The organism is Acinetobacter sp. YH01011 (assembly GCF_013420785.1).
In the GTDB taxonomy this organism is placed as follows: domain Bacteria; phylum Pseudomonadota; class Gammaproteobacteria; order Pseudomonadales; family Moraxellaceae; genus Acinetobacter; species Acinetobacter towneri.
Genome location: NZ_VOYG01000007.1, coordinates 25,177 through 47,126 on the forward strand (window position 1 = coordinate 25,177; position 21,950 = coordinate 47,126).

The 21,950-nt window shown below is 41.4% G+C and carries 22 protein-coding genes; 17 read left to right on the forward strand and 5 right to left on the reverse strand.

The window, feature by feature from the left end:
• Positions 1-251: 251 nt before the first annotated feature.
• Positions 252-1,388, reverse strand: coding sequence for an acyl-CoA dehydrogenase family protein (locus FTT78_RS06105; RefSeq protein ID WP_004973203.1), 1,137 nt, complete (start codon positions 1,386-1,388; stop codon positions 252-254).
• Between the two features lie 148 nt (positions 1,389-1,536).
• Positions 1,537-2,307, reverse strand: coding sequence for a 3-hydroxyacyl-CoA dehydrogenase (locus FTT78_RS06110; RefSeq protein ID WP_004973201.1), 771 nt, complete (start codon positions 2,305-2,307; stop codon positions 1,537-1,539).
• A gap of 142 nt (positions 2,308-2,449) precedes the next feature.
• Here FTT78_RS06110 and FTT78_RS06115 point away from each other — a divergent pair, with 142 nt between their 5' ends.
• The 3 genes from FTT78_RS06115 (at position 2,450) to FTT78_RS06125 (ending at position 5,201) form a co-directional block, all read left to right on the forward strand.
• Positions 2,450-3,475, forward strand: coding sequence for an AraC family transcriptional regulator (locus FTT78_RS06115; RefSeq protein WP_180043855.1), 1,026 nt, complete (start codon positions 2,450-2,452; stop codon positions 3,473-3,475).
• 260 nt (positions 3,476-3,735) lie between these two features.
• Positions 3,736-4,086, forward strand: a complete 351-nt coding sequence (locus tag FTT78_RS06120; protein ID WP_104852119.1) for a hypothetical protein — start codon at positions 3,736-3,738, stop codon at positions 4,084-4,086.
• 203 nt (positions 4,087-4,289) lie between these two features.
• Positions 4,290-5,201: a bestrophin family protein gene (locus FTT78_RS06125; RefSeq protein WP_004973196.1), complete on the forward strand. Its 912-nt coding sequence runs from the start codon at positions 4,290-4,292 to the stop codon at positions 5,199-5,201.
• 114 nt (positions 5,202-5,315) lie between these two features.
• Here FTT78_RS06125 and prmC read toward each other — a convergent pair whose 3' ends face one another.
• Positions 5,316-6,146, reverse strand: coding sequence for a peptide chain release factor N(5)-glutamine methyltransferase (gene prmC / locus FTT78_RS06130; RefSeq protein ID WP_167846066.1), 831 nt, complete (start codon positions 6,144-6,146; stop codon positions 5,316-5,318).
• Complete coding sequence (gene prfA / locus FTT78_RS06135; RefSeq protein ID WP_004973192.1) at positions 6,146-7,234, reverse strand: peptide chain release factor 1; 1,089 nt, start codon at positions 7,232-7,234, stop codon at positions 6,146-6,148. The genes prmC and prfA overlap by 1 nt, the downstream gene beginning before the upstream one ends.
• Positions 7,235-7,620: 386 nt before the next feature.
• Between prfA and FTT78_RS06140 the strand changes: the two genes are divergently transcribed.
• The 4 genes from FTT78_RS06140 to FTT78_RS06155 all read left to right on the forward strand — a co-directional run bounded on the left by FTT78_RS06140 (position 7,621) and on the right by FTT78_RS06155 (position 10,814).
• Positions 7,621-8,046: a glycine zipper 2TM domain-containing protein gene (locus tag FTT78_RS06140; RefSeq protein ID WP_004973189.1), complete on the forward strand. Its 426-nt coding sequence runs from the start codon at positions 7,621-7,623 to the stop codon at positions 8,044-8,046.
• A gap of 245 nt (positions 8,047-8,291) precedes the next feature.
• Positions 8,292-8,789, forward strand: a complete 498-nt coding sequence (locus FTT78_RS06145) for a hypothetical protein (protein ID WP_004973185.1) — start codon at positions 8,292-8,294, stop codon at positions 8,787-8,789.
• Between the two features lie 221 nt (positions 8,790-9,010).
• Entirely contained in the window at positions 9,011-10,015 is a 1,005-nt protein-coding gene (locus FTT78_RS06150) for an LLM class flavin-dependent oxidoreductase (RefSeq protein ID WP_004973182.1), read from the forward strand.
• A gap of 244 nt (positions 10,016-10,259) precedes the next feature.
• Complete coding sequence (locus FTT78_RS06155; protein ID WP_180043853.1) at positions 10,260-10,814, forward strand: flavoprotein; 555 nt, start codon at positions 10,260-10,262, stop codon at positions 10,812-10,814.
• A gap of 114 nt (positions 10,815-10,928) precedes the next feature.
• Here FTT78_RS06155 and FTT78_RS06160 read toward each other — a convergent pair whose 3' ends face one another.
• Positions 10,929-11,765, reverse strand: coding sequence for a pyruvate, water dikinase regulatory protein (locus tag FTT78_RS06160; protein ID WP_096900902.1), 837 nt, complete (start codon positions 11,763-11,765; stop codon positions 10,929-10,931).
• A 155-nt stretch (positions 11,766-11,920) separates the two neighbouring features.
• On the opposite strand from FTT78_RS06160, the gene ppsA reads away from it, so the two are divergent.
• The 10 genes from ppsA (at position 11,921) to rplI (ending at position 21,814) form a co-directional block, all read left to right on the forward strand.
• Positions 11,921-14,299 carry a phosphoenolpyruvate synthase gene (gene ppsA, locus FTT78_RS06165; protein WP_004973175.1) on the forward strand — a complete coding sequence of 793 codons (2,379 nt, stop codon included), beginning with the start codon at positions 11,921-11,923 and terminating at the stop codon, positions 14,297-14,299.
• 74 nt (positions 14,300-14,373) lie between these two features.
• Positions 14,374-15,171, forward strand: coding sequence for an RDD family protein (locus FTT78_RS06170; RefSeq protein WP_180043849.1), 798 nt, complete (start codon positions 14,374-14,376; stop codon positions 15,169-15,171).
• Positions 15,172-15,473: 302 nt separating this feature from the next.
• Complete coding sequence (gene cyoA / locus FTT78_RS06175) at positions 15,474-16,547, forward strand: ubiquinol oxidase subunit II (protein ID WP_154320689.1); 1,074 nt, start codon at positions 15,474-15,476, stop codon at positions 16,545-16,547.
• A gap of 3 nt (positions 16,548-16,550) precedes the next feature.
• Positions 16,551-18,539, forward strand: a complete 1,989-nt coding sequence (gene cyoB, locus FTT78_RS06180; protein WP_096900904.1) for a cytochrome o ubiquinol oxidase subunit I — start codon at positions 16,551-16,553, stop codon at positions 18,537-18,539.
• A 3-nt stretch (positions 18,540-18,542) separates the two neighbouring features.
• Entirely contained in the window at positions 18,543-19,160 is a 618-nt protein-coding gene (gene cyoC, locus FTT78_RS06185; protein WP_004973159.1) for a cytochrome o ubiquinol oxidase subunit III, read from the forward strand.
• A complete protein-coding gene (locus tag FTT78_RS06190; RefSeq protein WP_004973158.1) occupies positions 19,160-19,486 on the forward strand; it encodes a cytochrome o ubiquinol oxidase subunit IV in 327 nt (108 codons plus the stop codon). Before cyoC ends, FTT78_RS06190 begins: the two co-directional genes overlap by 1 nt.
• A gap of 10 nt (positions 19,487-19,496) precedes the next feature.
• On the forward strand, positions 19,497-20,375 hold the full coding sequence (cyoE, locus tag FTT78_RS06195; RefSeq protein ID WP_004973155.1) for a heme o synthase: 879 nt from the start codon (positions 19,497-19,499) through the stop codon (positions 20,373-20,375).
• A 354-nt stretch (positions 20,376-20,729) separates the two neighbouring features.
• A complete protein-coding gene (rpsF, locus tag FTT78_RS06200; RefSeq protein ID WP_004973153.1) occupies positions 20,730-21,119 on the forward strand; it encodes a 30S ribosomal protein S6 in 390 nt (129 codons plus the stop codon).
• An 11-nt stretch (positions 21,120-21,130) separates the two neighbouring features.
• Positions 21,131-21,358 carry a 30S ribosomal protein S18 gene (gene rpsR, locus FTT78_RS06205; RefSeq protein ID WP_004719336.1) on the forward strand — a complete coding sequence of 76 codons (228 nt, stop codon included), beginning with the start codon at positions 21,131-21,133 and terminating at the stop codon, positions 21,356-21,358.
• Positions 21,359-21,367: 9 nt separating this feature from the next.
• Positions 21,368-21,814 carry a 50S ribosomal protein L9 gene (gene rplI, locus FTT78_RS06210; RefSeq protein ID WP_004973150.1) on the forward strand — a complete coding sequence of 149 codons (447 nt, stop codon included), beginning with the start codon at positions 21,368-21,370 and terminating at the stop codon, positions 21,812-21,814.
• Positions 21,815-21,950 lie beyond the last annotated feature (136 nt).

Sequence of the window (21,950 nt, forward strand, 5' to 3'; positions counted from 1 at the left end):
TGACACTGCAATTCATTTGCAGCAATATGCGTTATTGTTTTAACCGTTTTTACAAGTTAGGATTGAATCGCTCTTTAAAATTTAAATTAGGTTTGCTGTGTTGAAGTCGATCATGCAACGCAATCACGACATGATCTTCGCGTATTTTTCAATCAAGTTAGCTAAACATGATTTGAACATTTTCTCAATTTCCACATCCTGCAATAACCTTGCAAGCTTTGGACACCGACTAAAGTTTTAGATACTCAGCTTTAACGCTTAGTCACTTCACGTGCAATCACCAAACGCTGAATATCGGATGCACCTTCATAAATTTGGCTAACGCGCACATCGCGGTAAATACGTTCAACTGGGAAATCAGATACATAGCCATAGCCCCCATGTATTTGAATCGCATCTGAACACACACGCTCTGCCATGGTTGAAGCAAAAAGCTTGGCCATAGATGCTTCTTTTAAACACGGTAAGCCTGCATCTTTGAGGCTTGCGGCATGTAGAATAAGCTGTCGTGCAGCTTCAATCTGTGTTGCCATATCTGCCAAGCGAAACGCGACTGCCTGATGTTGCACAATTTCAACTCCAAAAGCTTTACGCTCATTGGCATAGTCCACGGCTGCATCTAAAGCTGCTCGCGCCATACCCACCGATTGCGCGGCAATACCAATACGCCCCGACTCTAAATTAGAGAGTGCAATTTTGTAGCCTTCACCTTCTTGCCCCAATAGGTTTTCTGCAGGAATACGGCAGTTTTCCAACACGATGGTGGCGGTATCGGAACAGTGCTGTCCCATTTTGTCTTCTAAACGTGCCACGATATAACCTGGTGTGTTCGTCGGGACTAAAAAGCAGGAAATGCCTTTTTTACCCGCAGTTTTGTCCGTTACAGCAAAAACTAAAGCAACATCTGCATATTTGCCTGTGGTGATAAACTGCTTGGTGCCATTTAAAACCCAATCCTCGCCATCTTTTTCAGCTTTACATTCAATCGCGCTGGCATCAGAGCCGACTTGTGGTTCAGTTAAACAAAAGCAGCCTAACCATTCGCCTGTTGCCAGTTTAGTTAAATATTTTTGTTTTTGCGCCTCTGTGCCGTAGCGTTGTGTAATTCCGCATGGCAATGAGTTTTGCACACTCACAATCGTTGAAATTGCACCATCACCCGCAGCAATTTCTTCTAAGGCTAAAACGAGAGATACATAATCTAAACCTGCACCGCCCCATTCTTCTGCAACGGTCATGCCCAAAGCACCTAGCTCACCCAGTTCTTTTAACTCCTTTGCAGGGAATTCAGCAGTTTTATCACGTGCCGCTGCAGTTGGTTTAAGCTTTTCCTGTGCATAACTGCGCAGCATATCCTGAATCATTTTTTGTTCATGGCTTAAAATCATGGTGACCCTCTGTTTATATGGTAGATGTTGTTTTTGTCAGGAATGCGCGCAACATCCTTGTGCTGTATTGCAACGGTTTTTTAGTATCCAGTTTTTCAATACTTGAATTTTTGCTTAGGCTATTTTATGGATATAGCATCGTCATAACTTATTTCGGTTGCATACGAATTGCGCCATCCAAACGAATCACTTCACCGTTTAAATAACCATTTTCAAAAATATGACCCACCAATTGCGCAAATTCTTCAGGCTTTGCCAAACGTGGTGGAAATGGCACCATTTGCCCTAAAGCATCTTGCACATGCTGTGGAAATGCTTTCAGCATCGGGGTTTCCATAATACCGGGGGCAATCGTCATCACCCGAATGGCTTCACGTGCCAATTCACGTGCCAAAGGCAGCGTCATCCCCACAATTGCACCTTTCGATGCAGAATACGCACTTTGTCCAATCTGCCCATCAAATGCTGCAACCGAAGCAGTATTCACAATCACACCACGCTCTTCTTCATCGGCGGCTAAGTCATATTTCGCCATCAGTTGTGCCGCAAAACGGATCATATTAAAACTGCCCGTGACATTAATATTCAGCACTTTTTGGAACATTGCCAAATCATGCAAACCATCACGTCCCAAGACTTTGGCAGACGGTGCAATGCCTGCACAATTCACCAAGCCATTTAACTGTCCGTATTTTTGCTCAATATGGTTAAAAAGCTGCTGTACTTGGTTTTCATCGGTCACGTCTACAGCTACGAAGTCTGCATTTTCGCCCAATTGCTGTTGAAGCTGCTGCCCAAGTTCTTGATTCATATCAACCAAAATAACTTTTGCACCTTGCGCAACTAAATGTTGTGCAGTCGCAGCGCCTAAACCCGATGCACCACCCGTGACCACACAGACTTTTCCTTGAATTTTCATTTTATTTTCCTTATAAATTTTCAGGTTGATACAACTTAAGAAACAGATTAATCACACTCAAGCTAGAGTACAATTTCCAAACCCTGCATCGACTATGATGTATTTGAACACTCAACTTGTAAATGGAATACCACGCCATCCCATGAATGCAACTCAGCTCACTTACAGCAAAGGTACAATTTCAATTGCTTTAGTCCATGAAGCTTTGCATACTGCACAGCAACGCGGTATGGATACGCATGCGATTTTGCAGACGGCGGGTATTCCTGCAGAGCTGTTACATTCCAACAAAGCGAGGGTGTCAATTCTGCAATATGGTCAATTGTGGATTGCACTGGCAGATGCCATGAACGATGAATTTTTTGGCATGGACAGCCATGCTATGCGTCGTGGCAGTTATCAACTCTTGTCTAAATGGGTGTACCAAGCAGAGCATTTAAAGGCCGCATTACAGGACATTTTAAATTTCTTTAATTTAATACTGGATGATTTTTCAGGTGAATTAAACGTAGATGGTGAATATGCAATCTTAACCATTCACGATAAAGATCAAGTGAAACCGATGTTTAGTTATGCCACTTATTTAATGCTGATTCATGGCTTGATGTGCTGGCTGACAGGACAACGTATCGCTATTTTAAACATGCAACTCAAATGTGCTGCCCCGCAGGATGATGCTGATTATCGTGTCCGTTTCTGTGATGAAATTGAATATGCGTGTACAGCGCATAAGATTTATTTTGAGGCAAAACATCTTGATTTAAAAATCAAGCAGGATAAAAAAAGTTGGAAACGCTTTTTAAAACAAACACCTTTTAACCTTTTGGTGCGTTATAAAAACCCACATGCGCTGAGTCATAAAATCCGTAAACAATTAATGCGATTGCCGCCGAGTGATTGGTTAGAACTGAACGAATTAACCCAACATTTCAATATGTCTGAAGCGACGTTCCAACGGCGTTTAAAGCAGGAAGGCACCAGCTATCAGCAATTAAAAAATGAAATCCGTCGAGATACGGCAATTGAATTGTTGAGCAAAACCCAACAATCACTTCAGGAAATTAGCGATCAATTAAATTTCCATGATCCTAGCGCTTTTCATCGTGCCTTTAAAAAATGGACTGGGGTCAATCCTGGTGCATATCGACAATATACCGAAAGCTCATAATTGAAAGCTCATAATTGCGTGACTTATCACCTACTACTCAGCCACTATTTTGTGTATTTTACAAACAACTTAATTATAAAAGAAAACTCATCGCTGTGATTTCAAGGTTGAGCAGTGAACTGGACGTTCATCGGCACTGCATTGTCAAAGCATTAAATTTAGTTTACTTTTCAATCAATTTAAAGCATAAATTTTATGCAATTCGGCTGTCATACTCCCCCTGTAATATTAAATGTACGAGCATCTTTGGAGGTTTCCCCATGCTTAAGATGATGGATGTACTTGAACACAATCTAGTTCAAAATTTCTCTCACTCCCTCAACCAAGCTTCTGACCAATTAGATGAATTACTCAATCAAAGTATTCTAAATACCTCAGAAGAACAGTTACGCAATGTCATGTCTGCGTTTTTCAAACGTGAAGATGCACTTGAAGCAGCGCAAGCCCTAGATATTTGCCAAGAAGATTTACAATCTTTACAAGCAGGTTTAGCACTCAAAGATGAACACCTGTGCGATACCGCTAAAATTGTTGCACTATGTTTAGCTTTAGAAACAGACAGTTTGGCACAAGTTGAAATTCCAGACTGTTTGCAAGATTACCCGATGTAAGCTAAAACTTTGAGCATTCAGTTGCTGAAAGTATTTAAAAAGTGATGTCTTCATGGCATCACTTTTTTATTGGCTGTTGCAATAATAAATAAGAAAAATTGACTTTAAGCCGCTTGCTGCTTTTTGAATCAAAAGCTAGCTATCATCTTGCCAAGCGTTGTTTGTCTATGAAACACTAAGGACAGCTTCAAGGATGCATCAAGATGATTATTCGCAATAAAAACAACAGTTTTACCCTACTGTTTGCATGGTATGGGACAATTTTACCCACGGTCTTACCTGCACTTGCAATTGTGGTCTTCCTTTCTACGGTCTTAGTGTATTTGTCTTCTCACCACTTTTTTCAAGTGCCGAGCGTACCAGCCATTGGCTTTACCATTTTCGGTATTATTTTGTCTATTTTCCTCAGTTTTAGAAATAACGCCAGTTATGAACGTTGGTGGGAAGGTCGAAAATTGTGGGGGACGTTAATTGCAACATCACGGCATATTTCACGTGACTCATACGTACTGCCAGATCAACAGCGTCGGGTCTTGATGTATCGGGTCATGTTGTTTAGTAATTTATTGCGTAACCGTTTACGCAATCAAAACCAACCTATCGATTTTTATCAAAACAAAGTCAACCTCACATCTGCAGATTATGAAGCATTATTTCCGCATATTAATGCCGCACAGTTTATTTTAGAAAGCATTCAAAAAGAGTTAGTCAGCGCACTGAAAACAGGTGAAATTTCCGATATTATTTATCAAGGCTTGAATCAACATATTGTTGAATTGGGTAATGTGCAAGCAGGTTGCGATCGAATTCTCAGCACACCCTTGCCTTTTTCTTATTCAGTCTTGTTGCACCGCACTGTGTATTGCTTCTGCTTTATTCTGCCTTTTAGTTTAGAAGCAAGTTTAGGAATCTGGACACCAATTTTGGTGGGTTTAATTGCCTATTTATTCTTAGGTTTAGATGCTCTCAGCGAACAACTTGAAGAACCTTTTGGCCTGCAAGACAATGATTTACCGCTCAACTCCATGGTGCGATTAATTGAACGGGAAATGCTGAGTTCACTTGGCGAAGAACTGCCACCTGCAATTTTGGCAGTGAAAGGCAACCTAAGCTGACATCAGTTGAGTTGAGGCTCATAAATTGGTCTTGCACTTAAACTTTGCTAATCATTCGTCTATGTTTGCAAGCTGATAAATAGATCTCACAAGATTTTTAACTGATATAACACATCAGCCAGCAAGCCATTGTGCTAAAGTCACCCGATCATTGCCTGCATAATCTTTGACTGTACGAATGTCAGAAAAACCGTGTTCTGCAAAAATCGCTTGCACTGCTAAAGCTTGGTCATAGCCATGCTCTAGTGCAATCCATCCATTTGCTTTCAGCCAGTGCTTACCCTGCGAAATAATCTGCAGAATATCTGCCAAACCCTGATCTGCTGCCACCAATGCACGTTCAGGCTCTGCTGCCAAAGCAGACATGTGTGCATCATTAGCATCTATATACGGCGGATTAGATACAATTAAATCAAAACGTGGCTCGGCTGCTGAACCCAATGCCTCAAACCATGCACCACGGGCAAATTGCACCTGATTTAAAGCATGCTTGCTTGCATTTTCTTGAGCAACTGCAAGCGTTGGCAGGTAAATATCGGTTGCGGTTACCTGCCAATCTGGACGTTCAGATGCTAAAGCCAAAGCAATCGCCCCTGTACCTGTGCCTAAATCGACAATTACAGCATCACGTTGTAATGACAAAGCCAACACAGTTTCGACCAAAACCTCGGTATCAGGACGTGGCACCAAAGTATCGTGCGTGACTTTTAAATCCAGTGTCCAAAATGGCTGTGAACCTGTGATATACGCCAAAGGCTCGCCTGCTGCTATACGTGCCAAAGCCTGCACATACATCTGCTCTTGCGCGGCACTCAATTCCTGATCTGCACGATATTTTAATTCAAGCGCACTGAGTCCTAAAAAATGCTCTAACAACCAAATATTTTCTTGACGCTCATAGCTATCGACTTCACCACGTAGCGCCAAGGCTTGTGCAATATTCATTAACCACCGTTTTGCTGAGCAAGCATCGCCAACTGATCTGCCTGATATTCACGATGCAGACTATCTAGTAGTTCAGTTAAATCACCTTCCATCACCGCATCCAACTTATATAAAGTCAGGTTAATACGATGATCTGTCATACGTCCTTGCGGATAGTTATAGGTACGAATACGCTCAGAACGGTCACCCGAACCCACCAAATCACGACGCATTTCTGAAGTTGCTGCATCTGCTGCAGCACGTTTGGCATTTTCCAAACGTGATGCCAACAACGCCATCGCTTTCGCTTTGTTTTTATGCTGTGAACGCTCTTCCTGACATTCCACCACAGTACCCGTCGGAATGTGGGTTATACGCACTGCAGAGTCGGTTTTGTTAACGTGCTGACCACCCGCACCCGAAGCACGATAGGTATCGATACGCAAATCGGCAGGGTTAATATCTACCGTGGTGTCTACATCTACTTCAGGTAAAATTGCCACAGTACACGCTGATGTATGCACACGACCTTGCGATTCAGTCGCAGGAACACGTTGCACACGATGCGCACCACTTTCAAACTTCAAACGGCCATACACGCCTTCGCCATTCACCAAGCAAATGACTTCTTTATATCCGCCGTGTTCACCTTCATTTTCAGATAAAATTTCGATTCTCCAGCCCTGACTTTCGGCATATTTGCTATACATGCGGAATAAGTCACCCGAGAAAATCGCGGCTTCATCGCCACCTGTCCCTGCGCGAATCTCCAAATAAGCCGAGTTGGCATCATTCGGGTCTTTTGGAATCATTAAAATATTTAAGTCAGCTTCAAGTTGCTGAATCAGCGCTTTATTGTCTTTAATTTCTTCTTGCGCCATTTCCTTAAAGTCAGGATCAGACAACATTGCTTCGGCTGTTTCAATATCGGCTTCGGCTTGTGTGTATTGTGACCACACTGCCGTAATTTCGTCTAAATCACTGTGTTCACGTGATAATTGACGAAAACGCTTGTTATCTGAAATCACTTCAACATCTGCCAACAAAGCAGTCAATTCTTCATGGCGGTCAGAAAGCTGATCTAATCGTAAACGTAACGATTCTTTCATTGTTTAAAAAATCTCAATGCAAAGGCTGTTACATGCAACACGCAGCACAGCGAAATAAAAAATTGCGCATAGTTTACCGATTCTACCACCCAAATAACATCATTATTAAGTCTGTACGATGTTTGAAATGCCTATCTGCAGATGTTCTAGCAGTATTTCTGCTTGATGATGCTGTGCATTGCGGTGAATGTACAACTCACCAAGTACCGCAATTAGCATCCGCATTTGGACATTTTTTTAGCAATTTTAATCAAACTCATACAAAGCCCACACCAAAGAACACCAATCTCGTCTGCACTCTCCACATTTTAAAAGCGGCGCTTTGTTAAATTGAGCCCATCAAAATTGATCATAAATAAGTCCTATAAATGGACATGGAGTTCAACATGAAACTTAATGCAATGTTAATGACAGCAGCTTTAGCCACAGCTTCAATGCTCAGTGCCAACGTTTATGCAGACAATACTACGCGCGTTGCCGCAGCCAGTGCTTTAGGCAGTGTTGCAGGTACAGCTATTGGTAAAAATATGGGTGGTACTACGGGTGCAACACTAGGCGCTGCCTTAGGCGGTGCTGGTGGTGCAGCCGTGGCGAGTGATAAGCGTCATCGTACTGAATCTGCAATTGGTGGTGCTTTGGGTGGTGGTGCGGGTTATACCGTAGGTAAAAATATGGGCGGTACCAATGGTGGTTATATTGGTTCAGCTTTAGGTGCAGCAGGTGGTGCAGCACTCGGCAATAAAATCTCGAAAGATAAAGAATATGACCGCTATCAAGAACGTAAATGGAAGAAAAAACGCAACCGTCGTTAATCTTGAACGATAGGCATAGAGCAGCAAAAAAGCATCAACACAGGTTTGATGCTTTTTTATAGGATTAATTTTTCTTCATATATCAGTTCAAAAAAACGACCATAATCAATATGAAGAAATTTAGCAGTGCAATTACAAAGTCTTTACCAAACTTTGCAGATTTACCTCATTGCCCTTCACGATCTTTGCCATCTGTTTCTATATCTTCATTACAAAACATATTAATCAATATTTGGAGCATCCGCATGAAACTTAATCGTATTTTATTGGGTAGCGTTATCGCAAGTTCTGCCTTGCTTATGAGTACTGCGCATGCAAACGATACACGTGTTGCCGTAAGTTCTGCCTTGGGTGGTGCTGTCGGAGCAGCAATTGGTCAACAAATGGGTGGACAAACAGGCGCGATGATTGGTTCAGCCATTGGTGGTGCGGGCGGTGCTGCAGCTTCTGCCAATAAACGTGACCGTAACGGTGCCATGATTGGTGCTGCCTTGGGCGGTGCAGGTGGATATAGCGTTGGTCGCAATATGGCAGGCAACAATGGTGGCTATGTCGGTGCAGGACTCGGCTCTGCAGGTGGTGCAGTATTAGGTCAAAAAGTTAGTGAAGACCGTCGTGATGATCGTTATGACCGCCGCTATGATAGCCGTGGCTATCGCTACAATGACTACCGTTATAATGACCGTTACCGCAAAGACAATGGCTTACATTTAGGTCACTATAAAAATGGTAAACGTCGTTAATTTCTCACGATACTTCTAACAATCAGCACCTTCGGGTGCTTTTTGTTTGCTGACTACTTGCTTGGATAAATGTTTTTTTATAAAGCGTGCTTTTTGGATGAATGTCGCGCGTTGTTAAATGGCAATATCTCATGACTCGCCCATATATCGAAAATTTTCGATATACAAAATCAGTGCAGCATCGTATGATAAAACTCTCTTTAATCAAGCTGGAATAAATGATGCGTTCCCTGCAAGACACAAAATTTGCCATTCTTGAACTCGCACCTGTACGTGATGATCAATCAGTACAGTTTTCACTGCATCATGCACTTGAATTAGCACGACACGCAGAACAACTCGGCTATGACCGTTTGTGGTTGGCGGAACATCATAATATGGATGGCATTGCCAGCTCAGCAACCGCAGTTCTTTTGGGTTATTTATTAGCAAATACGCAAAAAATTAAACTCGGTTCTGGCGGTATTATGCTCCCCAACCACGCACCGTTAGTGGTCGCTGAACAGTTTGGAACTTTAGCGACTTTATATCCTAACCGTATTGAACTCGGTTTAGGTCGCGCACCAGGCACAGATCAAGTGACCATGCGTGCGCTGCGTCGTGGGCGACAGGAAACTGAAGATCAATTTCCGCAAGATGTTTTAGAAATTTTGCATTATTTTAAAGATGCAGAACCACAACAACGTATTGTTGCTACGCCAGGACAAGGGACACACGTTCCTGTATGGTTGCTTGGTTCAAGTTTATTTAGCGCACAACTTGCTGCAAAATTAGGACTACCCTACTCATTTGCCTCACACTTCGCCCCGCGTATGCTTGCTCAAGCCATTCAGTTATATCGTGACAATTTTGAGCCTTCAGAATATTTAGAGCGGCCTTATGTGTCTATGGGTGTGCCAACAGTGGTTGCAGATACCGACCAAGAAGCAGAATTTTTGGCGACTAGTGCCTATCAGCGTGTTTTAGGTTTAATGCGTGGACAAAGCCTAAAACTCAAAGCTCCAGTCGAAAGTATGGATGGCTTATGGTCACCTGCAGAAAAAATGTCAGTTGATAGTTTTTATGCCATGGCGCAAATTGGCTCAAAGGCGACTGTCAAAGCAGGATTGGAAAACTTATTGGCGAAGTATGATGTCGATGAGTTTATTTTTACCTGTGACATCTATGACACAGAAAAACGCTTACATAACTTTGATTTGCTCATGCAAATGAAGTTAGATACTTAATTAGCTCCGACCTTGTAGTTCTATTGAGCTACAAGGTTTCATCAATTAAAAACATTTAAAATAAATAACTTAAATCCGTTTTCTTGTTCTCTTTCGCTTAAATCTCAGTAATCTCAGTTGAATTAATTTTCAATCTTTAGGAATGACTGGCTCGCCTGCACAAAAGACTTTACCAAACAGTACTGCCCCAACAAAATAGAGTAAATGTTCTAATTTATAAAATGAATATATCAAGAGATTCAGCATGGTCAGTCCTAAACACGACGTACATAGACACGCTTTTCAAAACTGCTTGGCAGATTTTCAAGAATTCCAAGGCGAATGCATTCCTGCAACTGAAATCAAACAGCATGACTTCACAGGTTTACGCGTTGCAGTTATTGGTGCAAATCAGGACAGCGTGGCACAACTCGATAGAATTTGTCAGCAAGCAACATCTGTTCAAGTCTTTCAAATTGCACCGCATTTTGTCCTGCCAAGTACAGAACGTGGCATCCATCGCCTAATTAGCCATCCTTTGGTGTTTAAAAATCGACGTTTGTTTAATAACCGCGTCAAAAATATTTTGGCTTTACGCTTTTTAGATGCTCAAGTCAAAGACACGTGGCTTAAACGTCAACTCACACCAAACATTGCAGATACACATCAACGCTATTTTAAATCTGATCATTATTATTCAGCTTTACAACGCGAAAATTGCCATTTGATTACTTGGCCAATTGTCAAAGTCTGTGCACATAGCGTGCATAGTATTGATGGACAAGAACATCTAATTGATACCATTATCACTACATTTTAAGTCACACTAAAAGCATTATCATTTAAATAAATAGTAGCTTGATTTTTATTCTATTTAAATCCAATAAAAAAGAGCCAAAATAAAATTTTGGCTCTTTTAATACATATAGTTTCATTAACCAATACGACGTTTTAAACCTGTCATTTGTAAAACACGTGTTGAAATTTCTTCAATCGACATTTCTGAAACATTTAAATATTTAATCCCTTCTGAAATATAAATACCTTCAATCGCACGCAATTCCATTTGGCATTGATTAAAACTTGCATAACGGCTATTGGCTTTACGTTCAGTACGAATTGCCACAAGGCGTTCAGCATCAATCATCAAGCCAAATAACTTATGTTTATGCGGCTTTAATACGGCTGGCAAACGGTTGTCATCGAGGTCTTCTTCAGTCAATGGATAGTTCGCCACACGAATCCCGAACTGTAAAGAAAGGTAGATGGAAGTTGGCGTTTTACCCGAACGCGACACCCCAATCAGAATCAGATCGGCCTTGTCGTAATGGCGTGTACGTGCGCCATCATCGTTATCTAAGGCAAAATGCACCGCATCAATACGTGCCTTGTAAGATTCAGAATCTGTTACGGCATGCGTCTGCCCGACCAAAGTGGTTGGTGGTGTTCCTAACTCTTCAGAAAGCTTACTAATTAAGCCTTCAAATACATCTAAATTAATTGCTTTGGCAGTGTTGATAATGTCACGCACATATTGGTCAACCAAGGTATCAAACACCAAAGGTAATTGACCATCAGTTTGTGCTCGGGCATTAATCTCTGCCACCACATTCATAGCCGCTTCTTCAGACGTAATATAAGGATGAATATGAATATCAAAGTCCACATTTGGAAATTGCGCTAAGAGTGAATGTCCAAGGGTTTCAGCCGTAATTGCAGTTCCATCGGAAATAAAAAAAACACTCCGCTTAATTTGTTTACCATCTGACATTAAAATTCTCCTTAAACATTTGTCTTAGTGCTATATAATCTTTATAGTAAACCGATCTTACATGACTGTCGCTTAGTAAAACCAAATTGCTAAGTAGATTTATTATAATTTCATGACAAGATAGTGATTAATACTGCAAAAGTGGAGTAACAACTTTGGAAGCGCGCGTAATTGGTCTGGAAAAATTAGGGAAACACGATGTTGAGCTCGTGGGTGGGAAAAACTCATCTTTGGGCGAAATGATCAGCCACTTATCTAATGCTGGTGTATCGGTACCAGGTGGCTTTGCAACAACAGCTGCTGCTTATCGTGAATTTCTCGAGCAAAGTGGCCTAAACGCTAAAATTCAAGCAGAGCTAAAAACACTCAATGTAGATGACGTGAATGCGCTTGCTGAAACTGGTGCAAAAATTCGTCAATGGATTGTCGACACTCCGCTTACTGCATCACTAGAACAAGAAATCCGAGTTGCTTTTGAAGCACTCTCTAACGGCAACCCAAACATCGCGGTTGCCGTTCGTTCATCTGCAACTGCAGAAGATCTACCAGACGCATCTTTCGCCGGTCAGCAAGAAACATTCCTAAACATCCGTGGCATTGACAACGTATTAATTGCCATTAAAGAAGTTTTTGCATCTTTGTACAACGACCGCGCGATTTCTTACCGTGTACACCAAAACTTTGACCACGATGTCGTTGCTTTGTCTGCAGGCGTACAACGTATGGTACGTTCAGAAACTGGCGCTGCTGGTGTAATGTTTACCCTAGATACAGAATCTGGTTTCCGTGATGCTGTATTCATTACTGCTTCTTATGGTTTGGGTGAAATGGTGGTTCAGGGTGCAGTTAACCCAGATGAATTCTATATTTCTAAGCCTTTATTAAAAGCAGGCAAACACTCAGTTTTACGTCGTAACCTTGGCTCTAAACACCAAAAAATGATTTATGGTGAAGAAGGCGCGGCTGGTAAATCTGTAGTTGTGGTCGATGTTGAAAAACAAGATCGCCAACAGTTCTCTTTAAATGATCACGAACTACAAGAATTAGCGAAACAAGCGTTAATTATTGAAGAACATTATCAAGCGCCTATGGATATTGAATGGGCAAAAGATGGTGATGACGGTCAAATCTACATCGTTCAAGCACGTCCTGAAACTGTAAAAAGCCGTGAAAACGTCGGTACTATGGAACGCTACCTATTGAAACAAAAAGGTACGGTCATTTGTGAAGGTCGTTCAATTGGTCAGCGTATCGGTTCTGGTAGAGTCCGCGTTGTAACGTCTATTAAAGAAATGGACAAAGTTCAGGAAGGTGACGTTCTTGTTTCAGACATGACTGATCCAGACTGGGAACCAGTGATGAAACGTGCTGCTGCAATTGTCACTAACCGCGGTGGTCGTACTTGTCACGCTGCAATTATTGCCCGTGAATTAGGCGTACCTGCAATTGTAGGTTGTGGTAATGCAACTGAAGTTTTGACTGATGGTCAGGAAGTTACAGTTTCTTGCGCCGAAGGCGACACAGGTTTCATTTATGAAGGTGCTTTAGATTTTGAAGTTCAAAAGAACTCAATCGAATCTATGCCTAAACTTCCGTTCAAAATTATGATGAACGTTGGTAACCCAGACCGCGCATTTGACTTTGCTCAAATTCCAAACGAAGGGATTGGTCTTGCACGTTTAGAATTCATCATCAACCGTATGATTGGTGTGCATCCTAAAGCATTGCTTAATATTGACAGCTTACCACGTGAAACACGTGCAGCAGTTATGGCGCGTACTGCGGGCTATTCATCGCCAATCGAATTCTATGTAGAAAAATTGGTTGAAGGTATTTCTACCCTTGCTGCTGCATTCGCTGACAAACCAGTGATTGTGCGTATGTCTGACTTCAAATCAAACGAATACGCAAACTTAATTGGTGGTAAGTTATATGAGCCAGAAGAAGAAAACCCAATGTTGGGCTTCCGTGGTGCAAGTCGTTATGTGTCTGACAATTTCCGTGACTGCTTCGAGCTTGAATGTCGTGCCTTGAAAAAAGTACGTGACGAAATGGGCTTAACCAACGTACAAATTATGATTCCATTTGTACGTACCGTTGCTGAAGCAAAACGTGTGATCGAATTGCTTGCGCTGAATGGTTTAAAACGTGGTGAAAATGGTCTGAAAGTGATCATGATGTGTGAATTACCAACCAACGCATTGTTGGCTGAACAATTCCTTGAGCACTTCGATGGTTTCTCTATCGGCTCAAATGACTTAACTCAGTTAACACTTGGTTTAGACCGTGACTCAGGCATTGTTTCTCACCTGTTCGATGAACGTGACCCTGCAGTGAAAGCATTACTTTCTATGGCAATTCACGCATGCCGTAAAGCAGGTAAATATGTCGGTATCTGTGGTCAAGGCCCTTCAGATCACCCTGACCTTGCACGTTGGTTAATGGAACAAGGTATTGAATCTGTATCTTTAAACCCAGACTCAGTTTTAGACACTTGGTTCTTCCTTTCTGAAGAAAAAGCTCAACAAGCGTAGTAAAACGTGTTAAAAGAAAACCCATGCACCTGCGTGGGTTTTTTTTCAAATTCATTTTTTGAGATTTTATATTTATGCAAATTTACTTGGCACGAAATAATCAACAAGCTGGGCCATACACCTTAGAGCAGCTCAACCAAATGCTCGCCAGCCAACAAGTGTTGCTGACAGATTTGGCTTGGCACCAAGGCATGAGCGAATGGAAAGCTTTAGGTGAACTCACCCAAGGTAAACTTGTATATGAACCACAAGGCTACGTCAGCACACCACCTGCCCCTGAACATTCACCTTTTCAAAATACAGATTACACGGCTTCAAACACATCACGACCAAGCTCAGCATCATCAAATTCAAGAACACAGGCAACAAAAAATGAATTGGCGAGCATTAACCAACGTGCTTTAGCCAAAATTATAGACATGTTGTTATGGTTGCCTGCAGCAGCACTTCCCTCTTTTTTCTTAAATGCGGACCAGTTTGAACAATTGTCTGGTTTACAACAAAAAATGCAGGCAGCGACAACGTCTGATCAAGCCATGCAATTGCAAACTGAACTCTTTCAGCTCATTCCAATGCAAGCTTGGCAAGCGGTGGCAATTTATTTATTGATTATGCTGGGCATACAAGCCTTCCTGCTGGCTAAAACTGGACAAAGTATTGGCAAACGTCTGACTAAAATTAAGATTGTCGATGCTGAAACCGATGAAAAAGTCAGCCTAATGCGTGTGTTTACTATTCGCTCTATCATTTTCATTATTTTGAATATGATGTTTATGCCCTTCATCACAATTTTAGATTATGGCTTTGCATTTGGTGCAAAACGACAGGCTTTGCACGATAAACTCGCCAAAACCAAAGTCGTAAAGCAATAATTTGATTTTATTTATTCAGGGATGATTGATCATCCCTTTTTTCTTATAATATTGATAAATATAAATAAATTAAAATTAACACAAATAATTCCGAGTATAAAAATTGGTTTTTATTCCCTCCACTTAAAGCCGCTTTATGTGTAGCTTAGTTTGTCGATATCAGGCATAATGCCCTACAACGTAGCGGTGTCCGATGATTAAGAAGACTTTTTCATCTTTTTTGATGTCTTTTTAATCATGCGACACTTTAATCGCTATCCCATATTAAATTAGGGAATGGGACTCTTCACCGAGGTTGTAAAATGAGACAAACGATTTTAGCTGTATTGTCTTTATCTACGATGGCTGCACTCTTAACTGGGTGTGGCGGTGATTTAGTACTTCTGAACTCAAAAGGTCCAGTTGCAGCAGGTCAAAGTAACCTGATGATGACTGCGATTTACCTAATGCTATTGGTGGTTATTCCATCTGCAATTATGGCATTGTGGTTCGGTTGGAAATATCGCGCATCGAATAAAGACGCAGACTATCAACCAACATGGTCACACTCTACTGCAATTGAAATTGTAGTATGGGGTATACCTGTTATTATTATTTGTATTTTAGCTTGGTTAACTTGGTGGGGTTCCCACAAGTACGACCCTTACCGTCCGCTAGAATCCGAAAAAGCTCCTTTAACTGTTCAAGTTATTGCTGAACAATTTAAATGGATCTTCATCTACCCAGAACAGAACATTGCTACTGTTAACGAATTACGCTTCCCAGAGCAAACGCCTGTAAGCTTACGTTTAACATCTAACTTCACAATGAACTCGTTCTTTATCCCTGCATTATCTGGTCAGATTTATGCAATGGCGGGTATGCAAACTCACTTGAACGTTTTAGCAGACAACACGGGCGAATTCCGTGGTTTCTCATCTAACTACTCAGGTTATGGTTTCTCGCAAATGCGCTTTAAAGCTCACTCTGTAACTCAAGCTGATTTTGAGCAATGGGTAACAGCTGTTAAAGCAGGTCAAGGTACGACTATCAATCCTCAAGCTGTTCAAAAAACAGTTTTAGATCAAGCTGAATTTGCTTCTTTACGTGACGGTAACCGTTCACAGAAACAAATTGATGCAATGGTTCGTAACGCCAAAACTGAATTAGAGAAAAAACTTGCTGCAACGGCTATAAAAGAAGGTCCATATAAGACTCAGCCACATCCTGTGACTTATTACTCTTCTGTTGAGCAAGGCTTGTTTGAATCAGTGATCAATAACTATATGAGTAACTACCATGGTGCTGACCATTCAGCTCCTGTAGTGGCTGGTGAAGCGCCTGCTTCTGAAACTCATGTAGCAGTTGAACATGCGACTGCTTCTCAAGGGGAATAAGACATGAGCTTATTAGGTAAGTTAGGTCCAGATGCAATTCCTTACGATCCAATCGTATTGGTAACTGTTGCAGCGATGATCTTAGGTGGTCTTGCAGCGATTGCTGGTATTACCTACTTCAAAAAATGGGGCTACTTGTGGAACGAATGGTTCACATCTGTAGACCATAAAAAAATTGGTATCATGTATATCTTTGTATCTGTAGTCATGTTACTTCGTGGCTTCGCAGATGCGATCATGATGCGTCTTCAACAGTTCCTTGCGAAAGGTGGTGGTGAAGGCTATTTACACCCAGAACACTATGACCAGATTTTCACCGCACACGGTGTGATCATGATCTTCTTCGTGGCAATGGGTCTTGTTGTTGGCTTAATGAACATCTCTGTACCATTACAGATTGGTGCTCGTGACGTAGCCTTCCCGTTATTAAACTCTTTAAGCTTCTGGTTATTCGCTGGTGCTGCAGGTTTAATGATGGTTTCACTTGCATTAGGTGAATTCGCTGCTACAGGTTGGATGGCTTATCCTCCTCTATCTGGTATCGAATACTCTCCAGGTGTTGGTGTTGACTACTATATTTGGGCACTTCAGGTTTCTGGTCTAGGTACGCTTCTTACTGGTGTTAACTTCTTCGTTACCATCATCAAAATGCGTGCGCCTGGCATGAAACTTATGGACATGCCTGTTTTCACTTGGACAACATTAGTTACTGCGGTACTTATCATTGCAACATTCCCAGTTTTAACTGCGACAATTGCAATGTTAACGCTTGACCGTTACTTCGGTTTCCACTTCTTTACGAACGACATGGGTGGTAGCCCAATGTTGTATGTAAACTTGATTTGGACATGGGGTCACCCAGAAGTTTATATCTTAGTATTACCAGCATTTGGTATTTACTCAGAAGTAACTGCGACTTTTGCTCGCAAAACATTGTTCGGTTACAAATCAATGGTGTACGCAACTGTTGCAATTGGTGTGTTATCACTTGTTGTATGGGTTCACCACTTCTTTACCATGGGTGCAGGTGCCAACGTTAACGCGTTCTTCGGTATCATGACCATGATTATTGCGATTCCTACTGGTGTGAAAATCTTCTCTTGGTTATTCACCATGTACAAGGGTCGTATTACCTACACTACCCCAATGCTTTGGACACTTGGCTTCCTTGTGACTTTTGGTATCGGTGGTTTAACAGGTGTATTAATGGCAGTTCCACCAGCGGACTTCCTTGTACACAACTCTTTATTCCTAATTGCTCACTTCCATAACGTAATTATTGGTGGTGTAGTATTCGCGATGTTCGCAGGTATCATTTACTACTGGCCAAAAATGTTTGGTTGGAGACTCAATGAAACTTGGGGTAAAGCAGCATTCTGGTTCTGGTTCTTCGGTTTCTACTTTGCATTCATGCCACTTTATATCCTTGGTTTCATGGGTATGACTCGTCGTTTGAATACATATGACAACCCAGAATGGGATCCATACTTGGCAATTGCGTTCTTCGGTTCTGTGTTAATTGCTATTGGTCTATTCTGCTTCGTTATGCAGATTGTGGTTGGCTTCCTACAACGCAACCAACGCTTAGACCTTACTGGAGATCCATGGGATGGCCGTACGCTTGAGTGGGCTACTTCTTCTCCAGCACCGTTCTATAACTTTGCTCACCTTCCAAAGATCAATGGTATTGATACTTTCTGGACTGACAAAGAAAATGGTGTTGCATACGCTCGTCCAACTAAGTATGAAGATGTCCATATGCCAACTAACCGTGCAGCTGGCTTCATAATTGCAATGTTTATTACAACTATGGGCTTCGCATTAATCTGGCATATTTGGTGGCTAGCAATCGTTACGTTCATTGCGGCAATCATCAGCTTCATCGTGAGTTCTTTCACGAAGAAAGTGGACTACTATGTTCCTGCTGCTGAAGTTGAGCGTATTGAAAACGAACGCTATGCGATCCTTGAAAAACACTTGAAGAAGGACTAAGACATGGCTGAAGTACTTCATCACGACAACCACGGACATGATGATCATCACCACGATGATACAGACATCACCGTCTTTGGTTTCTGGACCTACTTGATGAGTGACCTTGTAATTTTTGGTACACTTTTCATCGCGTTCGCTGTATTAAGTAGCCACGTTCCAGTAGGCACTCCAACAGCTAAAGATTTGTTTGGCGAGTCATTAGGCTTCGTTTTAACAGAAACTTTTGCCCTGTTGATTTCTTCTGTAACTTTCGGTTTTGCCGTTTTAGCTGCTTACAAGAAAGATGTTGCTAAAGTTCTAACTTGGTTAGGCGTGACTTGGGTTTTCGGTGCGATCTTTATTGGTATGGAACTTTATGAGTTCAACCATTTAGTTCACGCTGGACATGGTCCAAGTGCGAGTGCGTTCTTATCTGCGTTCTTTACTTTGGTTGGTACGCACGGTATTCACGTAACTTCAGGTTTAGTTTGGATGATCGTGTTAATGGTTCAAATCAAGAAATATGGTTTGACTATTCCGAACATGCGTCGTTTAGCTTGCCTAAGCTTGTTCTGGCACTTCCTTGACATCGTTTGGATCTGTGTATTCAGCGTAGTTTACTTGATGGGAGTTCTCTAATGAGTCACGATCACAACTCTGCTGGTGCATCACACGGTAACACTAAGCAATATACGATTGGCTTTATCCTTTCTGTTATCCTTACCATTATTCCTTTTGGTATGGTTATGGCAGGTGGTTTTGGCCGTGGTATTTTGATTACTGTTATTTCGATTACAGCAGTTGCTCAGATTCTTATTCAATTAATTTATTTCTTGCATATGAATTCTTCTTCAGAGCAACGTTGGAACGTGATTGCATTCGTGTATACCATTCTGACCATTGCCATCCTTTTGGTTGGTTCTGTATGGATCATGAACTACCTACACTACAACATGATGATCTAAACTGGTTGTCATGCTGAAAAAGTATTTATTCCTGACAAAGCCAGGAATTCTCTTTGGTAATTTTATTACCACTTTGGGTGGCTACTTTGTAGCTGCCCAAGGTTCTGTAGATTTCCTTCTCCTACTGCTTACTCTGCTTGGTACAACGCTTGTTGTCGCCTCAGGATGTGTGGTCAACAATATTATTGACCAAGACATCGACCAAAAAATGCAACGCACACAAAACCGTGCTTTAGTGAAAAAAACTGTTTCTGTTCCTATTGCGCTGATTTATTCAGTGGTATTGGGCATAATTGGTTTTAGCATTTTATGGTTTGGAGTTAACGCATACGCTTTTCTTTTTGCACTGATTGGTTTCGTGGTTTATGTCGGCTTTTACAGTCTATGGACCAAACGCACAACAATTCATCAAACCATTATTGGCAGTATTTCAGGCGCAAGCCCACCTGTCATTGGTTATACCGCTGTTGCAAATCAATTTGACTTAGCTGCACTACTTATCTTTTTAGGTTATGCACTTTGGCAAATGCCCCACTCTTGGGCGATTGCAATTTACCGTTTTGATGATTACAAAAATGCGGGGATTCCAATTTTGCCAGTTGCTCGTTCAATTTTACGAACGAAAATTGAATCACTAATTTATGTGGTGTTATTTACCGTTGCCATGAATGGACTGTTTGTATTTGGTTATGCAAACTGGCTATATCTGGTTATTTTGAATGCACTTTGTATTTATTGGTTCTATATTGGCGTCATTGGCTTCAAAGCAGAAAATGATCAATTATGGGCAAAACGCTTTTTCCTATTTTCGGTTATTTTAATTACTGTTGTGAGTTTATGTTTTAGCTTTACAGCAACCGCACCAAGCACGCAAATCATACTTTTTTAAAAGATAGAGTTTAGCTCTATCTTTTAATGGAGTGCCTACCCTCTCCACACTTCAATATTTAAATAATAACAATTTATCTGTCTTTGATTTATTCGTCCTTAATAATTTTCGAATTAAACACTCTAAAAGTTAGTGACATACAACTACAAAGTATAAAATTTAAATTCCACTCATAGATGCAAAATATTACATTCCCTTTTTACCCAAGCCGATCTTTTCTTAGACCAAGCCTTGTATTTACTTGGTAAAAGCTCTAAAATTCACGCTTCGCAATTTTGCGACACAACTTCGGTTGTGACTCCTTGCTTCTGGCTCAATTTAGTCAGGGGCTGCATAAACCGTAAGGAGCTGACAATGCGTCACTACGAAATCGTACTTTTGGTACACCCAGACCAAAGCGATCAAGTTGTGGGTATGGTAGAACGTTACCTAACTCACATCAAAGAAGCTGAAGGTCAAATTCACCGTTTAGAAGATTGGGGCCGTCGTCAATTGGCTTACCCAATTAACAAAATTCACAAAGCGCACTACATTCTTATGAACGTTGAATGTGGTCAAACTACGCTTGACGAGTTAGAAGAATTGTTCCGTTATAACGACGCGATCCTTCGTAGCTTGATCATCCGTCGTGAAAACGCTATCACTGAAGAGTCATTATTGGCTAAGAGTGCTGAAGAAAAACGTGCGCGTAAAGCTCAACGTGAAGAAGCACAACACGCTAACCAAGACTCTGCTGAAGCTTAAGGAGAACATCAATGGCACGTTTTTACCGTCGTCGCAAGTTCTGCCGCTTTACAGCTGAGAACGTTACGTACATCGACTACAAAGATATCGATACACTAAAACAGTACATCACTGAAAATGGCAAGATTGTTCCTAGCCGTATTACAGGTACTAAAGCTCGTTACCAACGTCAATTAGCGCTTGCTATTAAACAAGCTCGCTACTTAGCGTTGATCCCTTACACTGACAATCATAAGTGAGGTTGAGCTGTGGATATTATCTTATTACAACGCATTAAGAACCTTGGTAAATTAGGCGATAAAGTTTCAGTTAAAGCTGGTTACGGCCGTAACTACTTGATCCCTCAAGGTAAAGCAGTTGCTGCAACTGAAGCAAACACTGCTGCATTTGAAGCTCGTCGTGCTGAACTTGAGAAGCAAGAAGCTGAAATTTTAGCTGCTGCTCAAGCACGTGCTGACCAATTGAACGAAGTTAACATCGTAATCACTGCTAAAGCTGGTGATGAAGGTAAACTTTTCGGTTCTATCGGTACTCGTGACATCGCTGACGCGTTAACGAATGCTGGTCTTGAAGTTGACCGTGCAGAAGTTCGTTTACCAAACGGTGCGCTTCGTCACACTGGTGAATTCAACATCGCAATCCAATTGCACCATGATGTTGTTGCTGAAGTTCTCGTTACTATCGTATCTGAGTAATTTTCTGCAAAAGAAAAGAGCATGCCTAATCGCATGCTCTTTTTTTGTCTTTAGAATATACAGTTAGTACAATTTTCCTAAATCGATCTATACGCTTTGACTTATCCTTCACCAAAATCTACTCGCTTTTTTTTCT